The organism is Amycolatopsis sp. NPDC003865, assembly GCF_053605345.1.
In genome coordinates this window covers 61,146-78,605 of sequence record NZ_JBSGJA010000037.1, presented here as the reverse complement: position 1 = coordinate 78,605, position 17,460 = coordinate 61,146, and the positions used below count along the sequence as shown (strand labels likewise).

Here is a 17,460-nt window from a genome sequence, read left to right as displayed (position 1 = left end):
CCGCATCCTCAAGCGCTGCAAGGGCTCGCTCGACATTGCGCCGCTGCGTCCATGCCCGCGCTACGTCGATCAGCAACCTGCCCCGCCGCTCGGGAGAGAGTCTCGACGCGTCGATCGTGGCGGCTCGCCGTACGGCCTCGCCCGCGTCTCCAAGATCAACCGCCACAGCCACCTCGTGAAGCGCGACGTTCGTAGGACCGAACTCGGTGTGATAGTCGTTCCGATCCTCACCGAGCCTTGAGGCGATCTCGCGCGCTCGGCTCAGGTGCTGCCAAGCCTCCTCCGCTCTCTCGGTCCTTGCCGCGATGACGGCTCGCTGTAGCGTTAGGGCACCGTAGCCGCTCAACGCCTCCGGGATCCCCTGCTCTACCAGCCCCTCCAGGGCCACGCTCGCCGTAGTAGCCGTGTGCTCCGCTTGATCAAGCTGCCTCGCCCCCTGGAACACCAGGGTCAGCCGGAAGGCTCCCTCTGCCATGAGCAGCGGATCACCGGCCCGGCCGGCATCGGATATCGCCCGGTCAGCCGCAACCCACGCGGCGTCGAACTGCTGCAACTTCGCGAGAGCGGCAGCACAGGCGTGGTAGCTCCGAGCGAGAAGCGCGAACACTTCGGACGCGTCGTCACTGCCGGCCGCCGCTTCGAGTCTCGGCAGGAGGGTCTCCAGGAGGCCCACAAGCTCCTCGTAACGCGACTCGTGCGCGAGTACCCACACCTGGTCTGTGTCGTTGCGGAGGGCATCGAGGTCCGGCTGTGGCTGCTTCCCGAGAACGGCGCGAAGGGCGAAGTTCGCACTCAAGAGCAGCCGGAGCGGTACTGCGCTCGCCGGTCGTTCGGTCGCCGCCACCGCCGGGGCTGTTGGCGCAAGCTCAGCCATGGGCACGTCAAGGACGCGCGCGATGCGCTCCAGCACGTCCAGGCTCTTCGCGGCGCGCACGCGCAGTTCTCGATGACCATGGAGATCTACTCTCAGGCGTCCTCGAAAAAGACGCGGGACGCGCTCAAGCGTCTTGGCGAGAGCCTCGATGAGTAGCGCCACTGCTGTACTTCGCTGCTATCACAGCGACGAAAAAGGCCGTCCACTCTACTGTGGACGGCCTTTGACGTGCTGTGGAGCTGAGGGGAATCGAACCCCTGACCTTCTCGATGCGAACGAGACGCGCTACCAACTGCGCTACAGCCCCTTGGTCGTGCTCGTAGAGCGTATCAGTGCCCTACGAGCACCGAACACGGGGGGTCACTCGCCGACGGCCCGCCGATAAGGGCCGGTCCCGGGCTCGTCGAGCTCCTCGAACGCCGGGTCCTCGTCGTCCAGATCCACGACCACCGCGCTCCGGCGGACGCGCGAAGTCGGCGACGGACGCCGCTCGACCACCTCGCGCCGGACCGGCTCGACGACGTCCACGTCCTCGACGTCCTCTTCCGGCTCCTCCTCCGAAACCTCGGGGAGCGGTGCCGGCCGGCGAGGCGCCCGCGTGCTGTTGAACCGAGCCAGCCTGCGCTGCCGGATCTCCTCCTCGATCCGCACCTGGCGGCGCAGGTACACGAGGTACCCGACCAGCGCGACGTCGGCGGCCGCGTGGCCCCACCAGACCAGCGGCACGAGGAAGCCCGCGATGCCCGCCGTGGCCACCGCGATCACCAGCAGGATGACGACGACGCGCTGCCGGAAGCTGTACTTCGCCCGCGCCGCGATCTCCGCCGCTTCGGGGTCGAAGCCGCCACGGCCAGGACGGTAACCGGCACGCTCGGCGCGTTCGGCCCGCTCCGCGCGGGTCGGCTGCGGCAGCGGCTCGGGGTCGGGCTCCGGTTCGTCGAGGTCGTCCTCGAGTTCGAGGTCGGCCTCCAGCTCCGCGAGGTCGTCCTCGACCGACGGCCGGGACTTGACGGTCTCCTCGGACATGGCGAATTCCTCCCGGTCTTCGTTGCGTCCACTTCGTACGACCCTGGCCGCGAGCGCGGAGTCGGCCGTGCGGGCCACCTGCTGCCGCTTACGCGCGACCATGGGCACGAGAACGACGAGCCATGCCGCGGCGAGCGCGACGATGATCACGGAGCTGGGCATCTCCCGTCACCTCCCCCGATCCTTCCACCAGAAATCACGCTAGTCACAGGAGTAACAGATCGGGCGGAGGCTCGCCGGGTTCGATCACGGAAATGCCTCACCGGATTAGGTGAAACTCACAGCATGTGGTAACGCGCTCACTGGGCCGGGTGGGTAATCACCGTCAGGCGTGTTCGGCGCGCCCCGAAGAGACCAGCCGCGACACCAGCCCGGGCCCGGTCTCCTCGCGCGTGATGGCGAAGCAGTAGTGGTCCCGCCAGCCGCCCGCGACGTCGAGGTACCGCTCGAACAGGCCCTCCTGCCGGTAGCCCGCCTTGGTGAGAACCCGCAGGCTGGCGGCGTTTTCCGGGCGCACGGTGGCCTCCAGCCGGTGCAGCCCGCCCGGCCCGAAGGCGTGGTCGGTGACCAGCGCGACGGCGGCCGTCGCGACCCCGCCGCGGACCACCTCCGAAGACACCCAGTAGCCGATCCAGGCGGACCGCAGCGACGCCCGGATGACGTTACCCACAGTGATCTGCCCCGCGAGCCGCCCGTCGAGGGTGATCGTGAACGGGAGGCACTGACCACGCCGAGCGAGCGAACGCAGCGCAGCCCACTGCGACGGCCACGACCAGAAGGCGTTGCGTTCCGGCCACGGGCCGACGCCGGTCGGCTCCCACATCTCGAGGTGCGCCCGGTCGCGGAGCCGGATCCGGCTCCACTCGCCCGCGTCGCGCAGCCGCACCGGCCGGATCGCGACCACCCCGGCGGGCACCCGCAGCGGGCCGAGCCGGGCCGGCCAGCCCGGGTGCCGGCTTTCGACGGGGTAGGACACGCCCGACACGGAGTTCATCAGGCCCGTTGCGCCAGGAAGGTGACCTGGACCTGCTCGCCCGCGGGGACTTCGGTCAGCTCTTCCGGCACGTTGATCAGGCAGTTCGCCTCGGCCAGCGACGCGAGCAGGTGCGCCCCGGACTGGCCGAGCGGCTGGACGAGGTACTCGCCGTTGGCCTCGTCGCGCAGGAGCTGGCCGCGCAGGAACCCGCGCCGGCCTTCGGTCGAGGTGATCGGCGACAGCAGCCGCGCCCCGACGATCCGCCGGTGCGGGTTGCGCGTCCCGCGCGCCGCCCGGATCAGCGGCCGCACGAGGACCTCGAACACGACCAGCGCGCTCATCGGGTTGCCGGGGATCAGGAACGTCGGCACCGAGTCGGGGCCGAGCCTGCCGAACCCCTGCACCGAGCCCGGGTGCATCGCCACCCGCGTCATGTCGATCCGGCCGAGGTCGGACAGCGCGGCGTGGACCTCGTCGCCGGTGGTGCCCCCGGCGCCGCCCGCGACCACGACGATCTCCGACATCAGCAGCCGGCCCTCGACGATCTCCCGCAGCCGCTTCGGCTCGCTCGGCACGATGCCGACCCGGCTGACCTCGGCGCCCGCGTCCCGCGCGGCCGCGGCCAGCGCGTAGGAGTTGACGTCGTAGACCTGCCCGACCGACGGCGTGCGGTCGATGTCGACCAGCTCGTCGCCGACCGACACGATCGACACCCGCGGCCGCGGGTAGACGAGCACCTTCGCGCGGCCGACCGCGGCCAGCAGCCCGACCTGCGCCGAACCGATCGTGTCGCCGCGGCGCACCGCGACGTCGCCGATCTGGACGTCCTCACCCGCGCGGCGCACGTACCCCGCCGAGGGCACCGAGCGGTGCACGGTGACCCTGGCCTGGTGCCCGTCGGTGTAGGCGATCGGCACCACGGCGTCGGCGAGTGTCGGCAGCGGCGCGCCGGTGTCGACGCGGACGGCCTGGCCGGGCTGCAGGCGTCGCGGCTGACGCGAACCCGCCGCGATCTCGCCGACGACCGGCAGCTGGACCGGCTCCTGGCCGGCGGTGCGCACGTCGACGCTCCGCACGGCGTAACCGTCGATCGCGGCCTGGTCGAACCCGGGCAGCGCGTGCTCGGCGACGACCTCCTCGGCGCAGAGCAGCCCCTGGGCCTCGGAGATCGCCACGCGCACCGGCTGGGGCCGGACGGCGGCGTCCAAGGTCATCGAGATCTGCGCGTCGACCGAGCGCAGCTCGGCTTCGTCCCCGGCCGCTTCCGGCCGCGCCGCGTCGAGGGATTCCGTCATGGGCGATCTGTCCCGATCCGTTCCGTGAGCCACGCCCGTAAAGATGGACCGTACTCGGGCGTTTCAAGCGCGAAGTCGACCGCGGCGCGCAGGAAACCACCCGGATTCCCCAGGTCGTGGCGGCCACCGCGGTGGACGACGACGTGCACGGGGTGCCCTTCGGAGATCAGCAGCGCGACCGCGTCGGTCAGCTGCAGCTCGCCGCCGCTGCCCGGCGTGATCCGCTTCAGCGCGTCGAAGATCGCCCGGTCGAGCAGGTAGCGCCCGGCCGCGGCGTAGGTCGACGGCGCGTCCTCCGGCTTCGGCTTCTCGACCATGCCGTGCACGCGCTTGACGTCTTCGTCGTCGGTGTCGGTGACGTCGAAGACGCCGTACGGCGAGATCTCGGCCTTCGGGATGTCGAACGCGCAGAGCACGCTGCCGCCGAACTGCGCGCGGACGGCGCTCATCTTCTCGAGCACGCCGGTGGGCAGCACCAGGTCGTCCGGGAGGAGCACGGCCACGGCCTCGTCGTCCGGGCGCAGGTTCGGCTCCGCCTGCGCGACGGCGTGGCCGAGGCCGAGGGCCTGCTCCTGGATGGCGGTCTCGACGGCGAGGAGGTCGGAGCCGCGGCGCACCTTCTCCAGCAGCGCGTCCTTGCCCTTGGCCTCGAGGTTCTGCTCCAGCTCGGGCTGCTTTTCGAAGTACCGGACGACGGCGTCCTTGCCCGGCGAGGTCACGATGACCAGGCGTTCCGCGCCCGCGGCGGCGGCTTCGGCCGCGACCAGCTCGATCCCCGGCGTGTCCACCACCGGCAGCAGCTCCTTGGGCACGGCCTTCGTCGCCGGGAGGAAGCGTGTCCCCAGGCCGGCGGCCGGCACGATGGCGGTTCTGAACGTCTGGGAGGTTGCGGCGCCCGTCATGGGCGCAAAGCCTAACGTGAGGTCATGCACGCGCTGGGCAATGAGCACCTGAGCAAAGCGGAGTGGCGTGAGCGGCTGACGCGCGCGCGGGCGGATCAGACCGCCGAATCGCACGCCCAGGACGCGTCGGCGCTGGTCAGCGCCGTGTCGAAGGTCACATTCAGCACGGTGTGCGCGTACCTGCCGTTCGGTACCGAACCGGGCACGACGGCGCTCGTCGACACGCTCGCGGCCGGCGGTGCGCGCGTGCTGCTGCCGGTCATCCTGTCGCGGACCGATCCGCTCGACTGGGCCGAGTACACGGGCGAGGCCGATCTGGTGCCCAGCCGGTTCCGCGGGATCCGCGAGCCGCGCGGGAAACGCCTGGGCAGCGAGGCCGTGGGGGCCGCGGAGCTGGTCTTGGTGCCCGCGCTGGCCGTCGACCACCGGGGCATCCGGCTCGGCCGGGGCGCCGGCCACTACGATCGCTCGCTGGTGTTCGCGGCGCCCGGTGCGGCGCTGCTGGCCGTCGTCCGGGACGAAGAGCTGGTCGAACGGCTGCCGGGGGAACCTCACGACGTGCGCATGAGCGGGGCCTTGACGCCGGGCCGGGGTGTGCTCGAGCTGCCGATGTGAGCAACGAGGAATTGCCTTCGGGGAATGCTTTGAAGCACAATTGGGTTAGCACTCTGGTCGGATGAGTGCCAGCAAAGGAGCCGTCAGTGCCTACGTACCAGTACGCCTGCAAAGAATGCGACCACCGGTTCGAAGCCGTGCAGTCGTTCTCGGACCCCAGCCTGACCGTGTGCCCGCAGTGCTCCGGCGCGCTGCGCAAGGTCTTCAGCTCGGTCGGCGTGGTCTTCAAGGGCAGCGGGTTCTACCGCACCGATTCGCGCGACTCGAGCAAGTCGAGCACCGCCGCGACCCCGGCGAAGTCCGAGACCAAGACGGAGACGAAGTCGGACACGAGCTCGGCATCCTCCTCCTCGAGTACGACGAAAACGACCGCCGCGGCCTCCTGAGGCGCGGAGTTATCCACAACACCCCAGTTGTCCACAGGTGCCGGATGTGGCCCTTCCGGCGGCCCGTCCGGCTTCCCTAACGTCGATCTTGTGCGGCACACGGCCGCACAGGATCCGGCCGAGGGGGCACCGTGGACGTGCTGGCGAAGTTCCACCCACCTGATCTGACCCGGCTGCGGGGCAGGCGGACGCGGCTGCTGCGCCGCTGGCTCGCCGCCTGCCTGCTGCTGGCCGGCGCGCTGCTGTTCGCCTACCCCGGTTCCGCGCGGGGCACGCCGACGACCCCGACCGTCGTCGCGGCGCACGACCTTCCTTCCGGCACGGCACTGCGCGCTTCCGACCTGCGCGTCGCCGACCTTCCCGAGTCCGCCCGTCCGGCGGGTGCGCTGAGCACCACGGACGGCGTCGGCGGCCGCCTGCTGGCGGGCGCTGTCCGCGCCGGTGAACCCCTGACCGACGTGCGGCTGGCGACGGCCATCCCCGGGGCGGGTGATCCAGCGACGGCGACGGTCCCGGTGCGCCTGGCCGACGCCGGCGTCGCGGAACTGCTGGAGCCCGGCGGGCGCGTCGACGTCGTGGCGGCACCGGAACCGGGCGTGCCCGCGTCGGTGCTGGCTGCCGGGGCGACGGTGGTGGCGGTGGGGCAATCCGCGGCGAAGGGGCCCCTGGTGCTGCTGCGGCTCCCGGAAGCGGTGGCGACGAGGGTGGCGGCGGTTTCACTGGAGCGACCGGTAACGGTTACTCTCCGCTAGCCCCACCAGCCCGTCTTGAGGAGAGCAAGTGTTCAAGGGTTTCAAAGATTTCCTGATGCGCGGCAACGTGGTCGACCTGGCCGTCGCGGTGGTCATCGGCTCGGCGTTCACGGCCATCGTCACGGCGTTCACCAACGGCCTGATCAAGCCGCTGATCAGCACGATCGGCGGCACGGACGCCGCGAAGGGCCTCGGCTACCAGATCTTCGAGAACAACCAGGCGACGTTCCTGGACTTCGGCGGCGTGATCAACGCGGCGATCAACTTCGTGCTGGTCGCGGCGGTGATCTACTTCGTGATCGTGCTGCCGGTGAAGAAGATCCAGGAGCGGCGCAAGCGCGGCCAGGAGCCGGGCCCGTCGGAGCCCACGGACGTCGAACTGCTCACCGAGATCCGCGACCTGCTGCGCGCCCAGGCCCAGCGCGACAACGGCCGCGACTGAGTGGGCTCACCGATCGTGGTGCGGCGGCCGGTTCTCCCGGTACCAGTCATCCGGGAGTCCGGTACGTCGCTCGACGTCCCGCTCGTCGGAGGTGGTCTCGGGCAGGACGTCCCCGAAGATTTCGTCGACCCGCCGACGCTGGTCGCTGGTCGTCTGGGGATCGCGCTTGGGGCCTGCCATGCCTCAAGTCTCCCACGACGCGTTGATTGACAACTCCAGAGCGAACGTCGAAGGGCGGCGCGCTTCACCCCAGGCGACGAGCGCGCACCTCGTCCCGCCAGCCGCGGATCTGTTCCTCGCTGTGCAGGAACTTGGCGCCCGGCCCGTGGGTGAGGTCGATGCCCGCCAGGTAGTCGAGCGCCCACAGCTGGTCCTCGTCGAGATCGATCAGGCCCGCGAAGTCGTGGCTGAGCCACCGCGTGGCCCAGCGATCGGCCTCCTCGCGGCTGATCCGTCCGGCGAGGAGCCCGTCGAGCCAGGCCTCGATCTCACCCAGGTCCGGCCCCCGGCCCGGCAAAACGAAGATCAGACCTCTTCGAGGCCCGAAAGCTCGTCGATCACGTGCGGCACGAGCGAGGTCAGCGTCGCCATCCCGTCGCGCACCGCGGACCGCGACCCGGCGAGGTTCACCACGAGCGTGCTGCCGGACACCCCGGCGAGCCCGCGGGAGATCCCCGCGTCCACGGCGCCGGCGGCCAGCCCGGAAGCCCGGATGGCCTCGCTGATGCCCGGAAGGGGCCGGTCGAGCACACCGGAAGTGGCGTCCGGAGTCCGGTCACGCGGCAGCACACCGGTGCCGCCGACCGTGATCACCAGGTCGGCGCCGCCGATCACGGCGGTGTTGAGCGCGTTGCGGATACCCGCGGTCTCGGCCTCGACGACCACGACACCGTCGACGATGAAGCCCGCTTCTTCGAGCAGCTCCGTGACCAGCGGGCCAGTGGTGTCCTCGTGCTCGCCGTGCGCCACGCGATCGTCCACGATGACCACGAGGGCCCGGCCCAGCCGTTGTGCACTCCGTTCCATGGCGCCCACCGTAGTCGGTTTCGCCTTCCCGCCGCCGGGAGGTGCCGGGTGAGTTCTGACGATTCGGTGACGTGCCGTCCCGGGCCGCAGCGGGCTCGGGCGAAGGCCCCTAGCGTGGCCGGTGTGCGCGTACTGGTCACCGGCGGAGCCGGGTTCATCGGGTCCCACATCGCCGATCTGCTCGCCGACGGCGGTGACGAGGTCGTCGTGCTCGACAACCTCCTCCCCACGGCGCACGGCTCCCGCACGCCGCCGTCGTACACCGGCAGGCACCGGTTCCTGCGCGGCGACGTCACCGACGCCGAGATCGTCGCCGAGCTGCTCGACGGCGTCGACGCGGTCTGCCACCAGGCGGCGGTCGTCGGGCACGGCGTCGACCCGTCCGACGCGCCGTCGTACGCCCTGCACAACGACTACGGCACCGCGGTCCTGCTGGCCGGGATGCACGCGGCCGGGGTGCGGAAGCTGGTGCTGGCGTCGTCGATGGTGGTCTACGGCGAAGGCCGGTACGCGTGCCCGGACCACGGTGTCGTGCCGCCGTCGCCGCGTCGCGCGTCCGATGTGGACGCCGGCCGGTTCGAGCCGCGGTGCCCGGCGTGCGAGGCGGAGCTGACCTGGCAGCTGGTGCCCGAGGACGCGCCGCTGAACCCGCGCAGCACGTACGCGGCGACGAAGCTGGCGCAGGAGCACCTGGCCGGTGCGTGGGCGCGGCAGACCGGCGGCAGCGTGTGGGCGATGCGCTACCACAACGTCTACGGCCCGCGGATGCCGCAGAACACCCCGTACGCGGGGGTGGCGTCGCTGTTCCGCTCGGCCCTGCTTCGCGGCGAAGCCCCGCGGGTGCTGGAGGACGGCCGCCAGCAGCGCGACTTCGTGCACGTCCACGACGTCGCCAGGGCGAACGTCCTGGCTCTCCGGACCGCCGGCCCGGAAGGCGATCTCACGCCGGTCAATGTCTGCTCCGGTACTCCGCACACGGTCGGCGAGCTGGCCGAGGAGCTGGCGCGCGCCTGCGCCGGTCCGGTCCCGGAGATAGCGGGCGGCGCCCGCCCGGCCGACGTCCGCCACGTCGTCGCCGACCCGGCTCGCGCTCGCGAACTGCTGGGCTTCAAGGCGGAGATCGGCTTCGAGGAGGGCGTCGCCGGCTTCGCGACGGCCGAACTCCGCGCGCCGGTGTGACCGGGGGAATAGTTCGATTTCGATCGAACTTGGCAAGGGCATGCAGCGGATCACCGTGGGCGACTACACGATCGAGACACTGACCGACGGGCTGGTCCGGCTCCCGACCCCGTTCTTCCCCGGCCTGGACCCGGCCGAGCACTCCGGCGTCCTCGATCCCGACGGCACGGTGCACGTACCGGTCGGCGGGTTCCTGGTTCGCGGCCAGGGCCGGACGATTCTGGTCGACGCCGGGTTCGGTCCGCGGGAGATGGGCTTCCCGGACGGCATGGCCCCAGCGGGCGGCGACCCGGCACCGATGGGAGTGGGCGGCGACCTCCTGACGGCCTTGAGCGAGGCGGATGTGCGCCCCGAAGACGTCGACACCGTCTTCGTCACCCACCTGCACGCCGACCACGTGGGCTGGCTGGCGCCCGAAGGCACGCCGGCCTTCAAGCGGGCGCGGATCGTCCACGGGGCCGCGGACTGGGAACCGCTGATCGGCGGGCTGCCTCACGACGACTGGAGCCGCGTGGGGCTGGAGGCGGTGCGGGCGGCAGGCAGCATCGAGGCGATTCACGGCGAGGCCGTCGCGGTGGCCCCGGGCATCACCGCGCGGCACACGCCGGGCCACACTCCCGGCCATTACGTGCTGGACGTCGAGGCGGACGACGAACGCCTGGTCCTGCTCGGCGACGTCATCCACACCCCGGTGCAGCTGCGCGACGACCGGGTCCGGTTCATCGGCGACCACGACCCGGACGAGGCGGCCCGCACCCGGCAGCGCTGGCTGGCCGAGATCGCGGGCACGAACACGGTGATCGCGGCCGCCCACTTCCCCGGCATGGAGTTCCTGCGGCTCGGCGAGGGCCGCGAACCGTTTGCGGTCTAGGACATCGCCAGCGGCAGCCGGACCTCGAACCGGCACCCGGGCCCGTGGTTGGCGACGCCGATCTTCCCGCGGTGCGCCTCCACCAGTCCCTTGGTGATGGCCAGGCCGAGCCCGCCGCCGCTGGTCGTGCCGCCGCGTTCGGGCGTCCGGGCCTGCGTTCCGCGGAAGGCGACGTCGAAGACGCGGGTGATCTCGTCGTCCGGGATGCCGCCGCAGGAGTCGTCGACGGCGAGGAGGGCCTCGTCGCCGTCGACGCCGATCTGCACCGCGACCGTGCCGTCCGGCGGGGTGTGGCGGATCGCGTTGGACACCAGGTTCCGCACGATCCGAGCCAGTTCCGGGTCGCTGCCGGTCACGACCGGCCAGGTGGAAGCGTTGGCGAGCACCCGGACGCGCTTGCGCTCGGCGACCGGCGACTGGGCGGCGACGGCGTCGCTGACGACGTCCCGCAGCGGCACCGCGGACATGGTGAGCTCCAGGGCGCCCGCGGTGATCCGCGAAAGCTCGAACAGGTCGCCGACCATCGCGGACAGCCGGGTGGTCTCGCCGCTGATCCGCTGGGCGTAGTCGGCGACCTCGGTGCGTTCGGACACCACGCCGTCGGCCAGCGCCTCGGCCATCGCCTGGATGCCGGCCAGGGGGCTGCGCAGGTCGTGGCTGATCCACGCGACCAGCTCGCGTCGCGACGCTTCGGCCGCGCGCTCGCGATCGCGCGCCTCCCGTTCCCACACGCTGCGGCGTGCGATGGCCCGGCCGAGGACGATCGCCGCCGGCACGGTGACGACGGCGACGAGCAGGCAGACCAGCAGCATCGTGGTCAGCGCCGGGGTGAACATGAACCCGCTGACGCCCAGGACGCCGACCAGCGTCGACAGCACCGGGATCAGCACCAGCACCGTGAGCGTGGTGGCCAGCGATCCGCGGCGCAGGACGTACAGCACCACGCCGCCCAGCGCCGCGACCGGCAGCGAGAACAGCAGGGCGAACGGCAGGATGTGCCAGAGGTGCGTCAGCATCTCGGCGGTGGACTCACCCGGTTCGATCACGGCTGCTCCCGGTCGTAGCGGTAGCCGACACCCCACACCGTCGCCACCCGGGCCGGCTTGGCCGGATCGCGCTCGATCTTCTCGCGCAACCGTCGCACGTGGACGGTCACCGTGGACTGGTCGCCGAAGTCCCAGCCCCACACCTTTTCGAGCAGGTCCGCGCGCGAGTAGGCGACGCCGGGGTGGGCCAAGAAGAACGCCAGCAGGTCGAACTCCCGCGAGGTGAGCGGCAGCTCGCGGCCGGCGAGCGTCGCGGTGCGCGCGGTCATCTGCAGGCGCAGGTCGCCGTCCGTCAGCTCGGCGGCCGCCGGTTCCGGACGCGGCATCCGCGCGCGACGCAGCACCGAGGCGACGCGGAGGGCGAGTTCCTTGGGGCTGAAGGGTTTCGTGACGTAGTCGTCGGCACCGAGCTGGAGCCCGGCGATCCGGTTCTCCTCCTCGCCCAGGGCGGTGAGCATGACGATCGGCACCTGGCTGACCTGGCGAAGCCGTTTGCAGACCTCGAGCCCGTTGATCCCCGGCATCATGACGTCGAGGACGACCAGATCGGGCTCGTGAGCGGCGAACTTGGCCAGCCCGTCGGCGCCGTCGCCCGCCTGGTCGACGGTGAACCCGGCGACCTCGAGGTAGCGGCGGACGACGTCGCGGACCGTCTCGTCGTCGTCGACCACGAGCACGCGCCCGGCCTGATCGTTCATCACGTCTCCCTCACCAGCCCGTCAGCAGCAGGTGGTTGACCGCCAGGGCCGTCGCCGCCTGGGCGGCGAGCCACCACCGGCGTCCGGGCCGCGGCAGCAGGGCCGTCAGCGGCAGCAACCACACCCCGAACGGTAGCCAGATCCGTTCGGTCTCGGCCTTCGACAGGCCCGAGACGTCGGCGAGCACGATGGTGAGCAGGGCGGCGAGGCCCAGGAGCAGCACCGGGTCGGCGAGCAGCCCGCGTGGCCCTCGGGCGAAGCCGCGCCGGACAGCGGCCACCACGGCGGGGCCGAGGGCGATGCTCACCGCGGCCAGGTCCGCCCACACCCAGTACGAATAGGGCCGGACCAGCGCGACGCCCTGGTAGTAGCGCTCGACGACCAGGTGGTAGCCGTCGAGCCACCAGAAACCCGCCCAGGCGAAGACGCCGACGACAGCCAGCGCCGCGGCGATGGCCAGGGCGGCGGCCCGCCACTGCCGGCCGAGGACGGCCACGGCCACCGCGAGCAGGCCGAGCAGCACCAGGCCGTAGGACAGGAAGATCCCGAAGCCGAGCAGCACCCCGGCCGCCAGCCCGGCGGGCACGCCGTACTTCCGGCCGTCCGCGAACCCGCGCGCGGACAAGGCGAGCAGCGCCAGCCCGGTCGCCGTGACCCCGGCGAACAGGCCGTCCGCCGACACGCCGATCCACACCGCGCCGGGGGTCAGGACCGCGAAGGGCAGCACCGCGCGCGCCGCGTCGGGCCGGCCGAGCAGGGCGACCGTCGCGGGCACGGCCACCGCGACCAGGCCACCGACGAGCACGACGGCCGTCGCGGCCCAAGCGCCGCCGTGCAGGCCGAGCCGGTCCAGCCAGACGAAGACGAGCGTCGCGCCCGGCGGGTGCCCGGACACGTGCGTCGTCCACGAGTTCGGCTGGAAGTCGAGGATGCGGGAGGAGAACTCGCGCAGCATCCGCGGGATGTCGGTGATGCCGGGGACCTCGTGGAGGTACTCCTGCGGGATGGTGAGGTGCCCGGCGAAGCCGCGGCCCCAGCCGTCGACCATCGCCAGCGAGAAGATCCAGGCGAGCGAAGCCAGGTAGCCGGCGGCGAGCGCCCGGCGCCACCGGAGGCGGGCAGCCAGCGCCGGGCCGTGCAGCACGACCGCGACGGCGACGAGGACGGCGAACACCGAGCCCGGGCCGACGTGCGGCAGCCAGTCCGCGAACAGCGGCGGCGCCGACACGAAGATGATCACGCCGGAGTTCGGCCGGTTGTAGTAGGTGCCGACCGCGGCGGCCGCGGCCACGAGCACCACGACCGCCGCGACGGCGAGGAGATCGGCCCGGATGGCGCGGCGACCGGACGGCTCGGGTGCCGGGGCAGCTGGTTCGCGGGCAGGCGGCTCAGCGAGCCGGGCTGCCGGGTTCGGCTCGCTCATCGCTGTCCACCATAAGTCCGCGAGCCGGGTTCCGCGGGCCCGCCGGGACAGCCGTAACGACCCGGTAAGAACTCGTCACTCGTCATGATTCAGTAAGGAGTGCAAGGGTTTTCCACCGTCCATCGCGGACTTACGGTCGGCGCGTGACTGACTCAGGAGTGGACGTGGTCCTCCCTTGCCTCGACGAAGCGGGCGCCCTCCCCGGTGTGCTGGCCGGGCTGCCACCGGGCTACCGCGCGATCGTGGTCGACAACGGCTCGGCCGACGGCTCGCCCGAAGTGGCGGCCTCGCTCGGCGCGAAGGTCGTCCACGAGCCGCGCCGCGGTTACGGCGCGGCCGTGCACACGGGCCTCGAAGCCGCCACCGCGGACATCGTGTGCTTCGCCGACGCCGACGGCTCCCTGGACCTCCGTGACCTGCCGCGGCTGGTGACCGCGGTCGAGGCCGACGCCGACCTGGCCGTCGGACGACGGGTGCCGACCGGTCCCGGGGTGTGGCCGTGGCACGCGCGTGCCGGGAACGTGGTGCTGGCCCAGATGCTGCGTGGGCGCGGGTTGCCGGTGCGGGACATCGCGCCGCTGCGGGCCGCGGACCGGCGGGCGCTGCTGGGCCTCGGCGTCACCGACCGCGCGTTCGGCTACCCCCTCGAGCTGCTGATCAAGGCGCAGCGCGCGGGATGGCGGGTGCGCGAGTTCGACGTCCGCTACGGCGAACGCGCCAAAGGCACGAAGTCGAAGGTGTCCGGCTCGGTGCGGGGCACGCTGCGCGCGGTCCGCGACTTCGGGCGGGTGCTGGCGCGATGACGGCGAAGTTCGTGCTGCTGGTCGTGGCCAAGGCGCCGGTGCCGGGGCTCGCCAAGACCCGGCTGACCCCGCCGGCGACCCCGGCGCAGGCCGCGCGGATCGCCGCGGCCGCGTTGCTGGACACGCTCGACGCCGTGTGCGCGGTGCCGGGCGCCGCGCCGGTCGTCGCGATGACCGGTGACCTCGGCGCCGCCGCGCTGGCGCCCGAAATCGGGACGGCGCTGCGCCACGTCACCACGATTCCCCAGCGTGGCTGGGACTTCGGGGCTCGGCTGGCGCACGCCCACGCGGACGCGGCGGCGGTGCACTCGGGCCTGCCGATCCTCCAGATCGGCATGGACACCCCGCAGGTCACCCCGGAGTCCCTCGCCGCGGCGGCCGCGCCGGTCGTGGACGGCGGGCACGACTCGGTGCTCGGGCCGGCCGAGGACGGCGGCTGGTGGGCGCTGGGACTCGCCGACCCGCGGCACGCCCAGGTCCTCGCGGGCGTCCCGATGTCCCGTGCCGACACCGGCGAACGCACGGTGCGCGCGCTCACCGCGTGCGGATTGCACCCGCAGCGGGCCACGACACTGTCCGATGTGGACACTATCGCGGACGCCCGGGCGGTGGCGGCGCTGTGCCCGCACGGCCGGTTCGCCCGGGCCGTCGCGGCGGTGCGCGGGCAGGCGGTCGCATGAAGACGGCTCTTCTCGGCAACGAGTTCGACCGCGGTCTGCTCGGCCACCGGTGCTGGCTCGAACTGGCGAACGGCGAGCGGGTGGAGCTGCCGGTCGAGCGCTGGGCCGCGCCGTCCGACGGCGACGAGGTGCTGCTCGACGCCTGCACCGGCCCGACCATCGACATCGGCTGCGGCCCGGGCCGGCTCACCGCGGCCCTGGTCGGACGCGGAGTCGTCGCGCTGGGCGTGGACAGCTCGCGCACGGCCGTCCGGCTGACTCGGCGGCGCGGCGGGAGTGCGTTGCACCGCAACGTCTTCGACCGCGTGCCCGGCGAAGGGCGGTGGCGCCACGCCCTGCTCGCCGACGGCAACATCGGCATCGGTGGCGACCCGGTCGTCCTGCTGCGCCGGGTGGCGCGGCTGATCGCCGCCGACGGTGACGTCCTCGTCGAGCTGGAACCGCCCGGACACGGGTTGCGGCACGAGCGCGTCCGGCTGCGGCCCGGGCACGCCGACGTCGCCTGGTTCACCTGGGCGTGGGTCGGCGTGGACGCGATCGCCGAAGTCGCCGTGCGGGCCGGGTTGCGCGTCGATTGGACCACCCGGCACGGCCACCGCTGGTTCGCGCGATTGGAGCGCCCGTGAAGCTGCCGATTCCCCGGGAAGACCAGTTCAAGGCACCGGCGCACAACGAGCGCGTGACGTCGAAGATCGGCCTGGCGCTCGCGGTCACGTTCACCGTCTGCTTCGTGACCGGCCTGATCAGCCACCTGATCCAGCACCCGCCCGCGTGGTTCTTCTGGCCCAGCCGCCCGGTCGGGCTCTACCGCGTCACGCAGGGGCTGCACGTCATCTCCGGCATCGCGTCGATCCCGCTGCTGCTGGCGAAGCTGTGGAGCGTCTACCCGAAGCTGTTCGGCCGTCCGCTCGTCCGCTCGCTGCCGCACGCGCTCGAACGCCTCTCGATCCTGGTTCTCTCGGGCGCGGCGTTCTTCGAGCTGACGACCGGGCTGCTGAACGTCGCGCAGAACTACCCGTGGGGCTTCTACTTCCCGCAGGTGCACTACGCGGTGGCGTGGCTGGCGATCGGGTCGATCCTCGTGCACGTCGCGGTGAAGCTGCCGGTCATCCGCCGGGCGCTGACCCGCGGCACGGCCGAGGACGAGCCACCGGCCGCCGGGCTGTCGCGCCGCGGGTTCCTCCGCACGACGGGGCTGGCGACCGGCGTCGCGGTCGTCGCCACCGCCGGCGCGACGGTCCCGTTCCTGCGCGGCGTTTCCGGGCTCTCCTGGAAGACGGGCAAGGGCACGCAAGACCTCCCGGTGAACCGCACGGCGGCGGCCGCGGGCATCACGTGGTCACCGTCGTGGCGGCTCGCGGTGGTGACACCAGCCGGCACGAAGGAGTTCTCGCTCGACGAGCTGCGCGCCCTGCCGCAGACGACGGCCGAGCTGCCGATCGCCTGCGTGGAGGGCTGGAGCCAGTCGGCGACCTGGCGCGGGGTCTCCCTGCCCGCGTTGCTGAAAGCGGTCGGCGTGGCGCCGGGCACGGCGGTGCGAGTGTCCTCTTCGGAGCGTTCCGGGCTGTACGGCGTGAGCGTCCTGCCCGGCGAGCACACGGCGGACGAGCTGACGCTGCTGGCCCTGGAGCTGAACGGCGAGGTGCTCGACCTCGACCACGGCTTCCCGTGCCGGATCATCGCCCCGAACCGGCCGGGCGTGTTGCAGACGAAGTGGGTAACGAAGCTGGAGGCACTGTGAAGACCGCTCGCGCGCTGCTCGTCCTGCCGGGACTAGCGGCCTTGGCGTGGGGCGTGGTGCTGTTCGCCGAGTACGCGCTGCCGTTGCGCCCGGACGTGTTCGGCACGGTCGGCTGGATCGTCGGCGGCCCGCTGATCAACGACGGGGTGATCGCCCCGCTGACGGCGGTGCTGGGCATCGCCCTGTCCCGGATCGTCCCACGGCCGTGGCGGGTCCCGGTGGTCACGGGAACGGTCATCACGGGGGTGCTGCTGATCGTGGCGTTCCCGCTGCTCTGGCGGCCGTACGGAACCGCGCCGATGCCCGGCCTCCACGACGGCAACCCGGCCCTGGGCTTGGCTCTGACGCTGGCCGCGGTCTGGCTCGTGGTTCTGCTGGCACCGCTCGCCCGCCGGGTGACCCGCCGCCGAGGCCCGGAGGCCGCCTCTCCAGAGCCGCGAGAGGCGCGAACCGGCCCGCAAGCCACACCGGCCGAGCCACCCGACACCGCCACCGCCCCTACCGGCACACCTGGCCCACCCACCGAGCCGCCCAGCACCCGGCCGTCCGCCACCCCTCCCGGCCCGCAAGCCACGCCGGCCGAGTCACCCGCGAGGCAACCCCGTCCTCCCGGCGCCTGACACCACCCACAAATGCGGCCACGCGCGACCGGCATCGAAGTGCCTGGGTCGCGCGTGGCCTTGGGGGTCCGGCCCCGAGATGCGGGGGTCGAGCCGATGTTTGGT

The 17,460-nt window shown here is 72.4% G+C and carries 22 protein-coding genes and 1 tRNA gene; 11 read left to right on the top strand and 12 right to left on the bottom strand.

Annotated elements, in window-relative coordinates; all coding sequences use genetic code 11:
- The 6 genes from ACWEVP_RS47940 to ACWEVP_RS47915 all read right to left on the bottom strand — a co-directional run.
- The coding region (locus ACWEVP_RS47940; RefSeq protein ID WP_452069284.1) for a hypothetical protein at positions 1 to 1,036 on the bottom strand (1,036 nt) is incomplete at its 3' end.
- A 72-nt stretch (positions 1,037 to 1,108) separates the two neighbouring features.
- Positions 1,109 to 1,181 (bottom strand) — tRNA-Ala (locus ACWEVP_RS47935).
- 53 nt (positions 1,182 to 1,234) lie between these two features.
- On the bottom strand, positions 1,235 to 2,062 hold the full coding sequence (sepX, locus tag ACWEVP_RS47930) for a divisome protein SepX/GlpR (protein WP_452069283.1): 828 nt from the start codon (positions 2,060 to 2,062) through the stop codon (positions 1,235 to 1,237).
- A 163-nt stretch (positions 2,063 to 2,225) separates the two neighbouring features.
- On the bottom strand, positions 2,226 to 2,894 hold the full coding sequence (locus tag ACWEVP_RS47925) for a GNAT family N-acetyltransferase (RefSeq protein WP_452069282.1): 669 nt from the start codon (positions 2,892 to 2,894) through the stop codon (positions 2,226 to 2,228).
- Positions 2,894 to 4,171 carry a molybdotransferase-like divisome protein Glp gene (gene glp / locus ACWEVP_RS47920; RefSeq protein ID WP_452069281.1) on the bottom strand — a complete coding sequence of 426 codons (1,278 nt, stop codon included), beginning with the start codon at positions 4,169 to 4,171 and terminating at the stop codon, positions 2,894 to 2,896. Before glp ends, ACWEVP_RS47925 begins: the two co-directional genes overlap by 1 nt.
- A complete protein-coding gene (locus ACWEVP_RS47915; protein WP_452069280.1) occupies positions 4,168 to 5,073 on the bottom strand; it encodes a UTP--glucose-1-phosphate uridylyltransferase in 906 nt (301 codons plus the stop codon). Before ACWEVP_RS47915 ends, glp begins: the two co-directional genes overlap by 4 nt.
- Before the next feature lie 24 nt (positions 5,074 to 5,097).
- Here ACWEVP_RS47915 and ACWEVP_RS47910 point away from each other — a divergent pair, with 24 nt between their 5' ends.
- The 4 genes from ACWEVP_RS47910 (at position 5,098) to mscL (ending at position 7,268) form a co-directional block, all read left to right on the top strand.
- On the top strand, positions 5,098 to 5,688 hold the full coding sequence (locus ACWEVP_RS47910; RefSeq protein WP_452069279.1) for a 5-formyltetrahydrofolate cyclo-ligase: 591 nt from the start codon (positions 5,098 to 5,100) through the stop codon (positions 5,686 to 5,688).
- Positions 5,689 to 5,774: 86 nt separating this feature from the next.
- Positions 5,775 to 6,074 carry an FmdB family zinc ribbon protein gene (locus ACWEVP_RS47905; RefSeq protein ID WP_452069278.1) on the top strand — a complete coding sequence of 100 codons (300 nt, stop codon included), beginning with the start codon at positions 5,775 to 5,777 and terminating at the stop codon, positions 6,072 to 6,074.
- Between the two features lie 131 nt (positions 6,075 to 6,205).
- Positions 6,206 to 6,826, top strand: coding sequence for an SAF domain-containing protein (locus tag ACWEVP_RS47900; protein ID WP_452069277.1), 621 nt, complete (start codon positions 6,206 to 6,208; stop codon positions 6,824 to 6,826).
- 28 nt (positions 6,827 to 6,854) lie between these two features.
- Complete coding sequence (gene mscL / locus ACWEVP_RS47895; protein WP_452069276.1) at positions 6,855 to 7,268, top strand: large-conductance mechanosensitive channel protein MscL; 414 nt, start codon at positions 6,855 to 6,857, stop codon at positions 7,266 to 7,268.
- Positions 7,269 to 7,274: 6 nt separating this feature from the next.
- Here the strand turns inward: mscL and ACWEVP_RS47890 are convergent, their stop codons facing one another.
- The 3 genes from ACWEVP_RS47890 to ACWEVP_RS47880 all read right to left on the bottom strand — a co-directional run bounded on the left by ACWEVP_RS47890 (position 7,275) and on the right by ACWEVP_RS47880 (position 8,294).
- Positions 7,275 to 7,448 (bottom strand): hypothetical protein, encoded by a 174-nt coding sequence (locus ACWEVP_RS47890; protein WP_452069275.1) that lies wholly within the window; start codon positions 7,446 to 7,448, stop codon positions 7,275 to 7,277.
- A 64-nt stretch (positions 7,449 to 7,512) separates the two neighbouring features.
- A complete protein-coding gene (locus ACWEVP_RS47885) occupies positions 7,513 to 7,785 on the bottom strand; it encodes a hypothetical protein (RefSeq protein ID WP_452069274.1) in 273 nt (90 codons plus the stop codon).
- Positions 7,786 to 7,793: 8 nt separating this feature from the next.
- Positions 7,794 to 8,294 carry a MogA/MoaB family molybdenum cofactor biosynthesis protein gene (locus ACWEVP_RS47880; RefSeq protein ID WP_086678714.1) on the bottom strand — a complete coding sequence of 167 codons (501 nt, stop codon included), beginning with the start codon at positions 8,292 to 8,294 and terminating at the stop codon, positions 7,794 to 7,796.
- Between the two features lie 123 nt (positions 8,295 to 8,417).
- Between ACWEVP_RS47880 and ACWEVP_RS47875 the strand changes: the two genes are divergently transcribed.
- Together ACWEVP_RS47875 and ACWEVP_RS47870 are read left to right on the top strand one after the other, a co-directional pair.
- Entirely contained in the window at positions 8,418 to 9,473 is a 1,056-nt protein-coding gene (locus tag ACWEVP_RS47875; protein WP_452069273.1) for an NAD-dependent epimerase/dehydratase family protein, read from the top strand.
- A 40-nt stretch (positions 9,474 to 9,513) separates the two neighbouring features.
- Entirely contained in the window at positions 9,514 to 10,344 is an 831-nt protein-coding gene (locus tag ACWEVP_RS47870; RefSeq protein WP_452069272.1) for an MBL fold metallo-hydrolase, read from the top strand.
- Here the strand turns inward: ACWEVP_RS47870 and ACWEVP_RS47865 are convergent.
- The 3 genes from ACWEVP_RS47865 to ACWEVP_RS47855 are packed head-to-tail and all read right to left on the bottom strand — an operon-like array spanning position 10,341 to position 13,511.
- Positions 10,341 to 11,390, bottom strand: a complete 1,050-nt coding sequence (locus tag ACWEVP_RS47865) for a sensor histidine kinase (protein WP_452069271.1) — start codon at positions 11,388 to 11,390, stop codon at positions 10,341 to 10,343. The genes ACWEVP_RS47870 and ACWEVP_RS47865 overlap by 4 nt on opposite strands.
- Complete coding sequence (locus ACWEVP_RS47860; protein ID WP_452069270.1) at positions 11,387 to 12,088, bottom strand: response regulator transcription factor; 702 nt, start codon at positions 12,086 to 12,088, stop codon at positions 11,387 to 11,389. The genes ACWEVP_RS47865 and ACWEVP_RS47860 overlap by 4 nt, the downstream gene beginning before the upstream one ends.
- 10 nt (positions 12,089 to 12,098) lie before the next feature.
- Positions 12,099 to 13,511 (bottom strand): hypothetical protein, encoded by a 1,413-nt coding sequence (locus ACWEVP_RS47855; RefSeq protein WP_452069269.1) that lies wholly within the window; start codon positions 13,509 to 13,511, stop codon positions 12,099 to 12,101.
- Between the two features lie 158 nt (positions 13,512 to 13,669).
- Here ACWEVP_RS47855 and ACWEVP_RS47850 point away from each other — a divergent pair, with 158 nt between their 5' ends.
- From ACWEVP_RS47850 to ACWEVP_RS47830, 5 genes are read left to right on the top strand one after another with little or no spacing between them, the layout of a single operon-like run.
- On the top strand, positions 13,670 to 14,314 hold the full coding sequence (locus ACWEVP_RS47850; RefSeq protein WP_452069287.1) for a glycosyltransferase family 2 protein: 645 nt from the start codon (positions 13,670 to 13,672) through the stop codon (positions 14,312 to 14,314).
- Positions 14,311 to 14,994: a TIGR04282 family arsenosugar biosynthesis glycosyltransferase gene (locus ACWEVP_RS47845; protein WP_452069268.1), complete on the top strand. Its 684-nt coding sequence runs from the start codon at positions 14,311 to 14,313 to the stop codon at positions 14,992 to 14,994. The genes ACWEVP_RS47850 and ACWEVP_RS47845 overlap by 4 nt, the downstream gene beginning before the upstream one ends.
- Complete coding sequence (locus ACWEVP_RS47840; protein ID WP_452069267.1) at positions 14,991 to 15,620, top strand: SAM-dependent methyltransferase; 630 nt, start codon at positions 14,991 to 14,993, stop codon at positions 15,618 to 15,620. The genes ACWEVP_RS47845 and ACWEVP_RS47840 overlap by 4 nt, the downstream gene beginning before the upstream one ends.
- Positions 15,617 to 16,735 (top strand): molybdopterin-dependent oxidoreductase, encoded by a 1,119-nt coding sequence (locus ACWEVP_RS47835; RefSeq protein WP_452069266.1) that lies wholly within the window; start codon positions 15,617 to 15,619, stop codon positions 16,733 to 16,735. The genes ACWEVP_RS47840 and ACWEVP_RS47835 overlap by 4 nt, the downstream gene beginning before the upstream one ends.
- Positions 16,732 to 17,355 carry a hypothetical protein gene (locus tag ACWEVP_RS47830; protein ID WP_452069265.1) on the top strand — a complete coding sequence of 208 codons (624 nt, stop codon included), beginning with the start codon at positions 16,732 to 16,734 and terminating at the stop codon, positions 17,353 to 17,355. Before ACWEVP_RS47835 ends, ACWEVP_RS47830 begins: the two co-directional genes overlap by 4 nt.
- Positions 17,356 to 17,460: the final 105 nt, after the last annotated feature.

What these genes read in the sequence shown, in the direction of transcription:
- sepX (WP_452069283.1), bottom strand. Translation starts at nt 2,062, where the DNA reads ATGCCCAGCTCCGTGATCATCGTCGCGCTCGCCGCGGCATGGCTCGTC.
- ACWEVP_RS47925 (WP_452069282.1), bottom strand. Translation starts at nt 2,894, where the DNA reads ATGAACTCCGTGTCGGGCGTGTCCTACCCCGTCGAAAGCCGGCACCCG.
- glp (WP_452069281.1), bottom strand. Translation starts at nt 4,171, where the DNA reads ATGACGGAATCCCTCGACGCGGCGCGGCCGGAAGCGGCCGGGGACGAA.
- ACWEVP_RS47915 (WP_452069280.1), bottom strand. Translation starts at nt 5,073, where the DNA reads ATGACGGGCGCCGCAACCTCCCAGACGTTCAGAACCGCCATCGTGCCG.
- ACWEVP_RS47910 (WP_452069279.1), top strand. Translation starts at nt 5,098, where the DNA reads ATGCACGCGCTGGGCAATGAGCACCTGAGCAAAGCGGAGTGGCGTGAG.
- ACWEVP_RS47890 (WP_452069275.1), bottom strand. Translation starts at nt 7,448, where the DNA reads ATGGCAGGCCCCAAGCGCGATCCCCAGACGACCAGCGACCAGCGTCGG.
- ACWEVP_RS47880 (WP_086678714.1), bottom strand. Translation starts at nt 8,294, where the DNA reads ATGGAACGGAGTGCACAACGGCTGGGCCGGGCCCTCGTGGTCATCGTG.
- ACWEVP_RS47870 (WP_452069272.1), top strand. Translation starts at nt 9,514, where the DNA reads ATGCAGCGGATCACCGTGGGCGACTACACGATCGAGACACTGACCGAC.
- ACWEVP_RS47860 (WP_452069270.1), bottom strand. Translation starts at nt 12,088, where the DNA reads ATGAACGATCAGGCCGGGCGCGTGCTCGTGGTCGACGACGACGAGACG.
- ACWEVP_RS47855 (WP_452069269.1), bottom strand. Translation starts at nt 13,511, where the DNA reads ATGAGCGAGCCGAACCCGGCAGCCCGGCTCGCTGAGCCGCCTGCCCGC.
- ACWEVP_RS47845 (WP_452069268.1), top strand. Translation starts at nt 14,311, where the DNA reads ATGACGGCGAAGTTCGTGCTGCTGGTCGTGGCCAAGGCGCCGGTGCCG.
- ACWEVP_RS47840 (WP_452069267.1), top strand. Translation starts at nt 14,991, where the DNA reads ATGAAGACGGCTCTTCTCGGCAACGAGTTCGACCGCGGTCTGCTCGGC.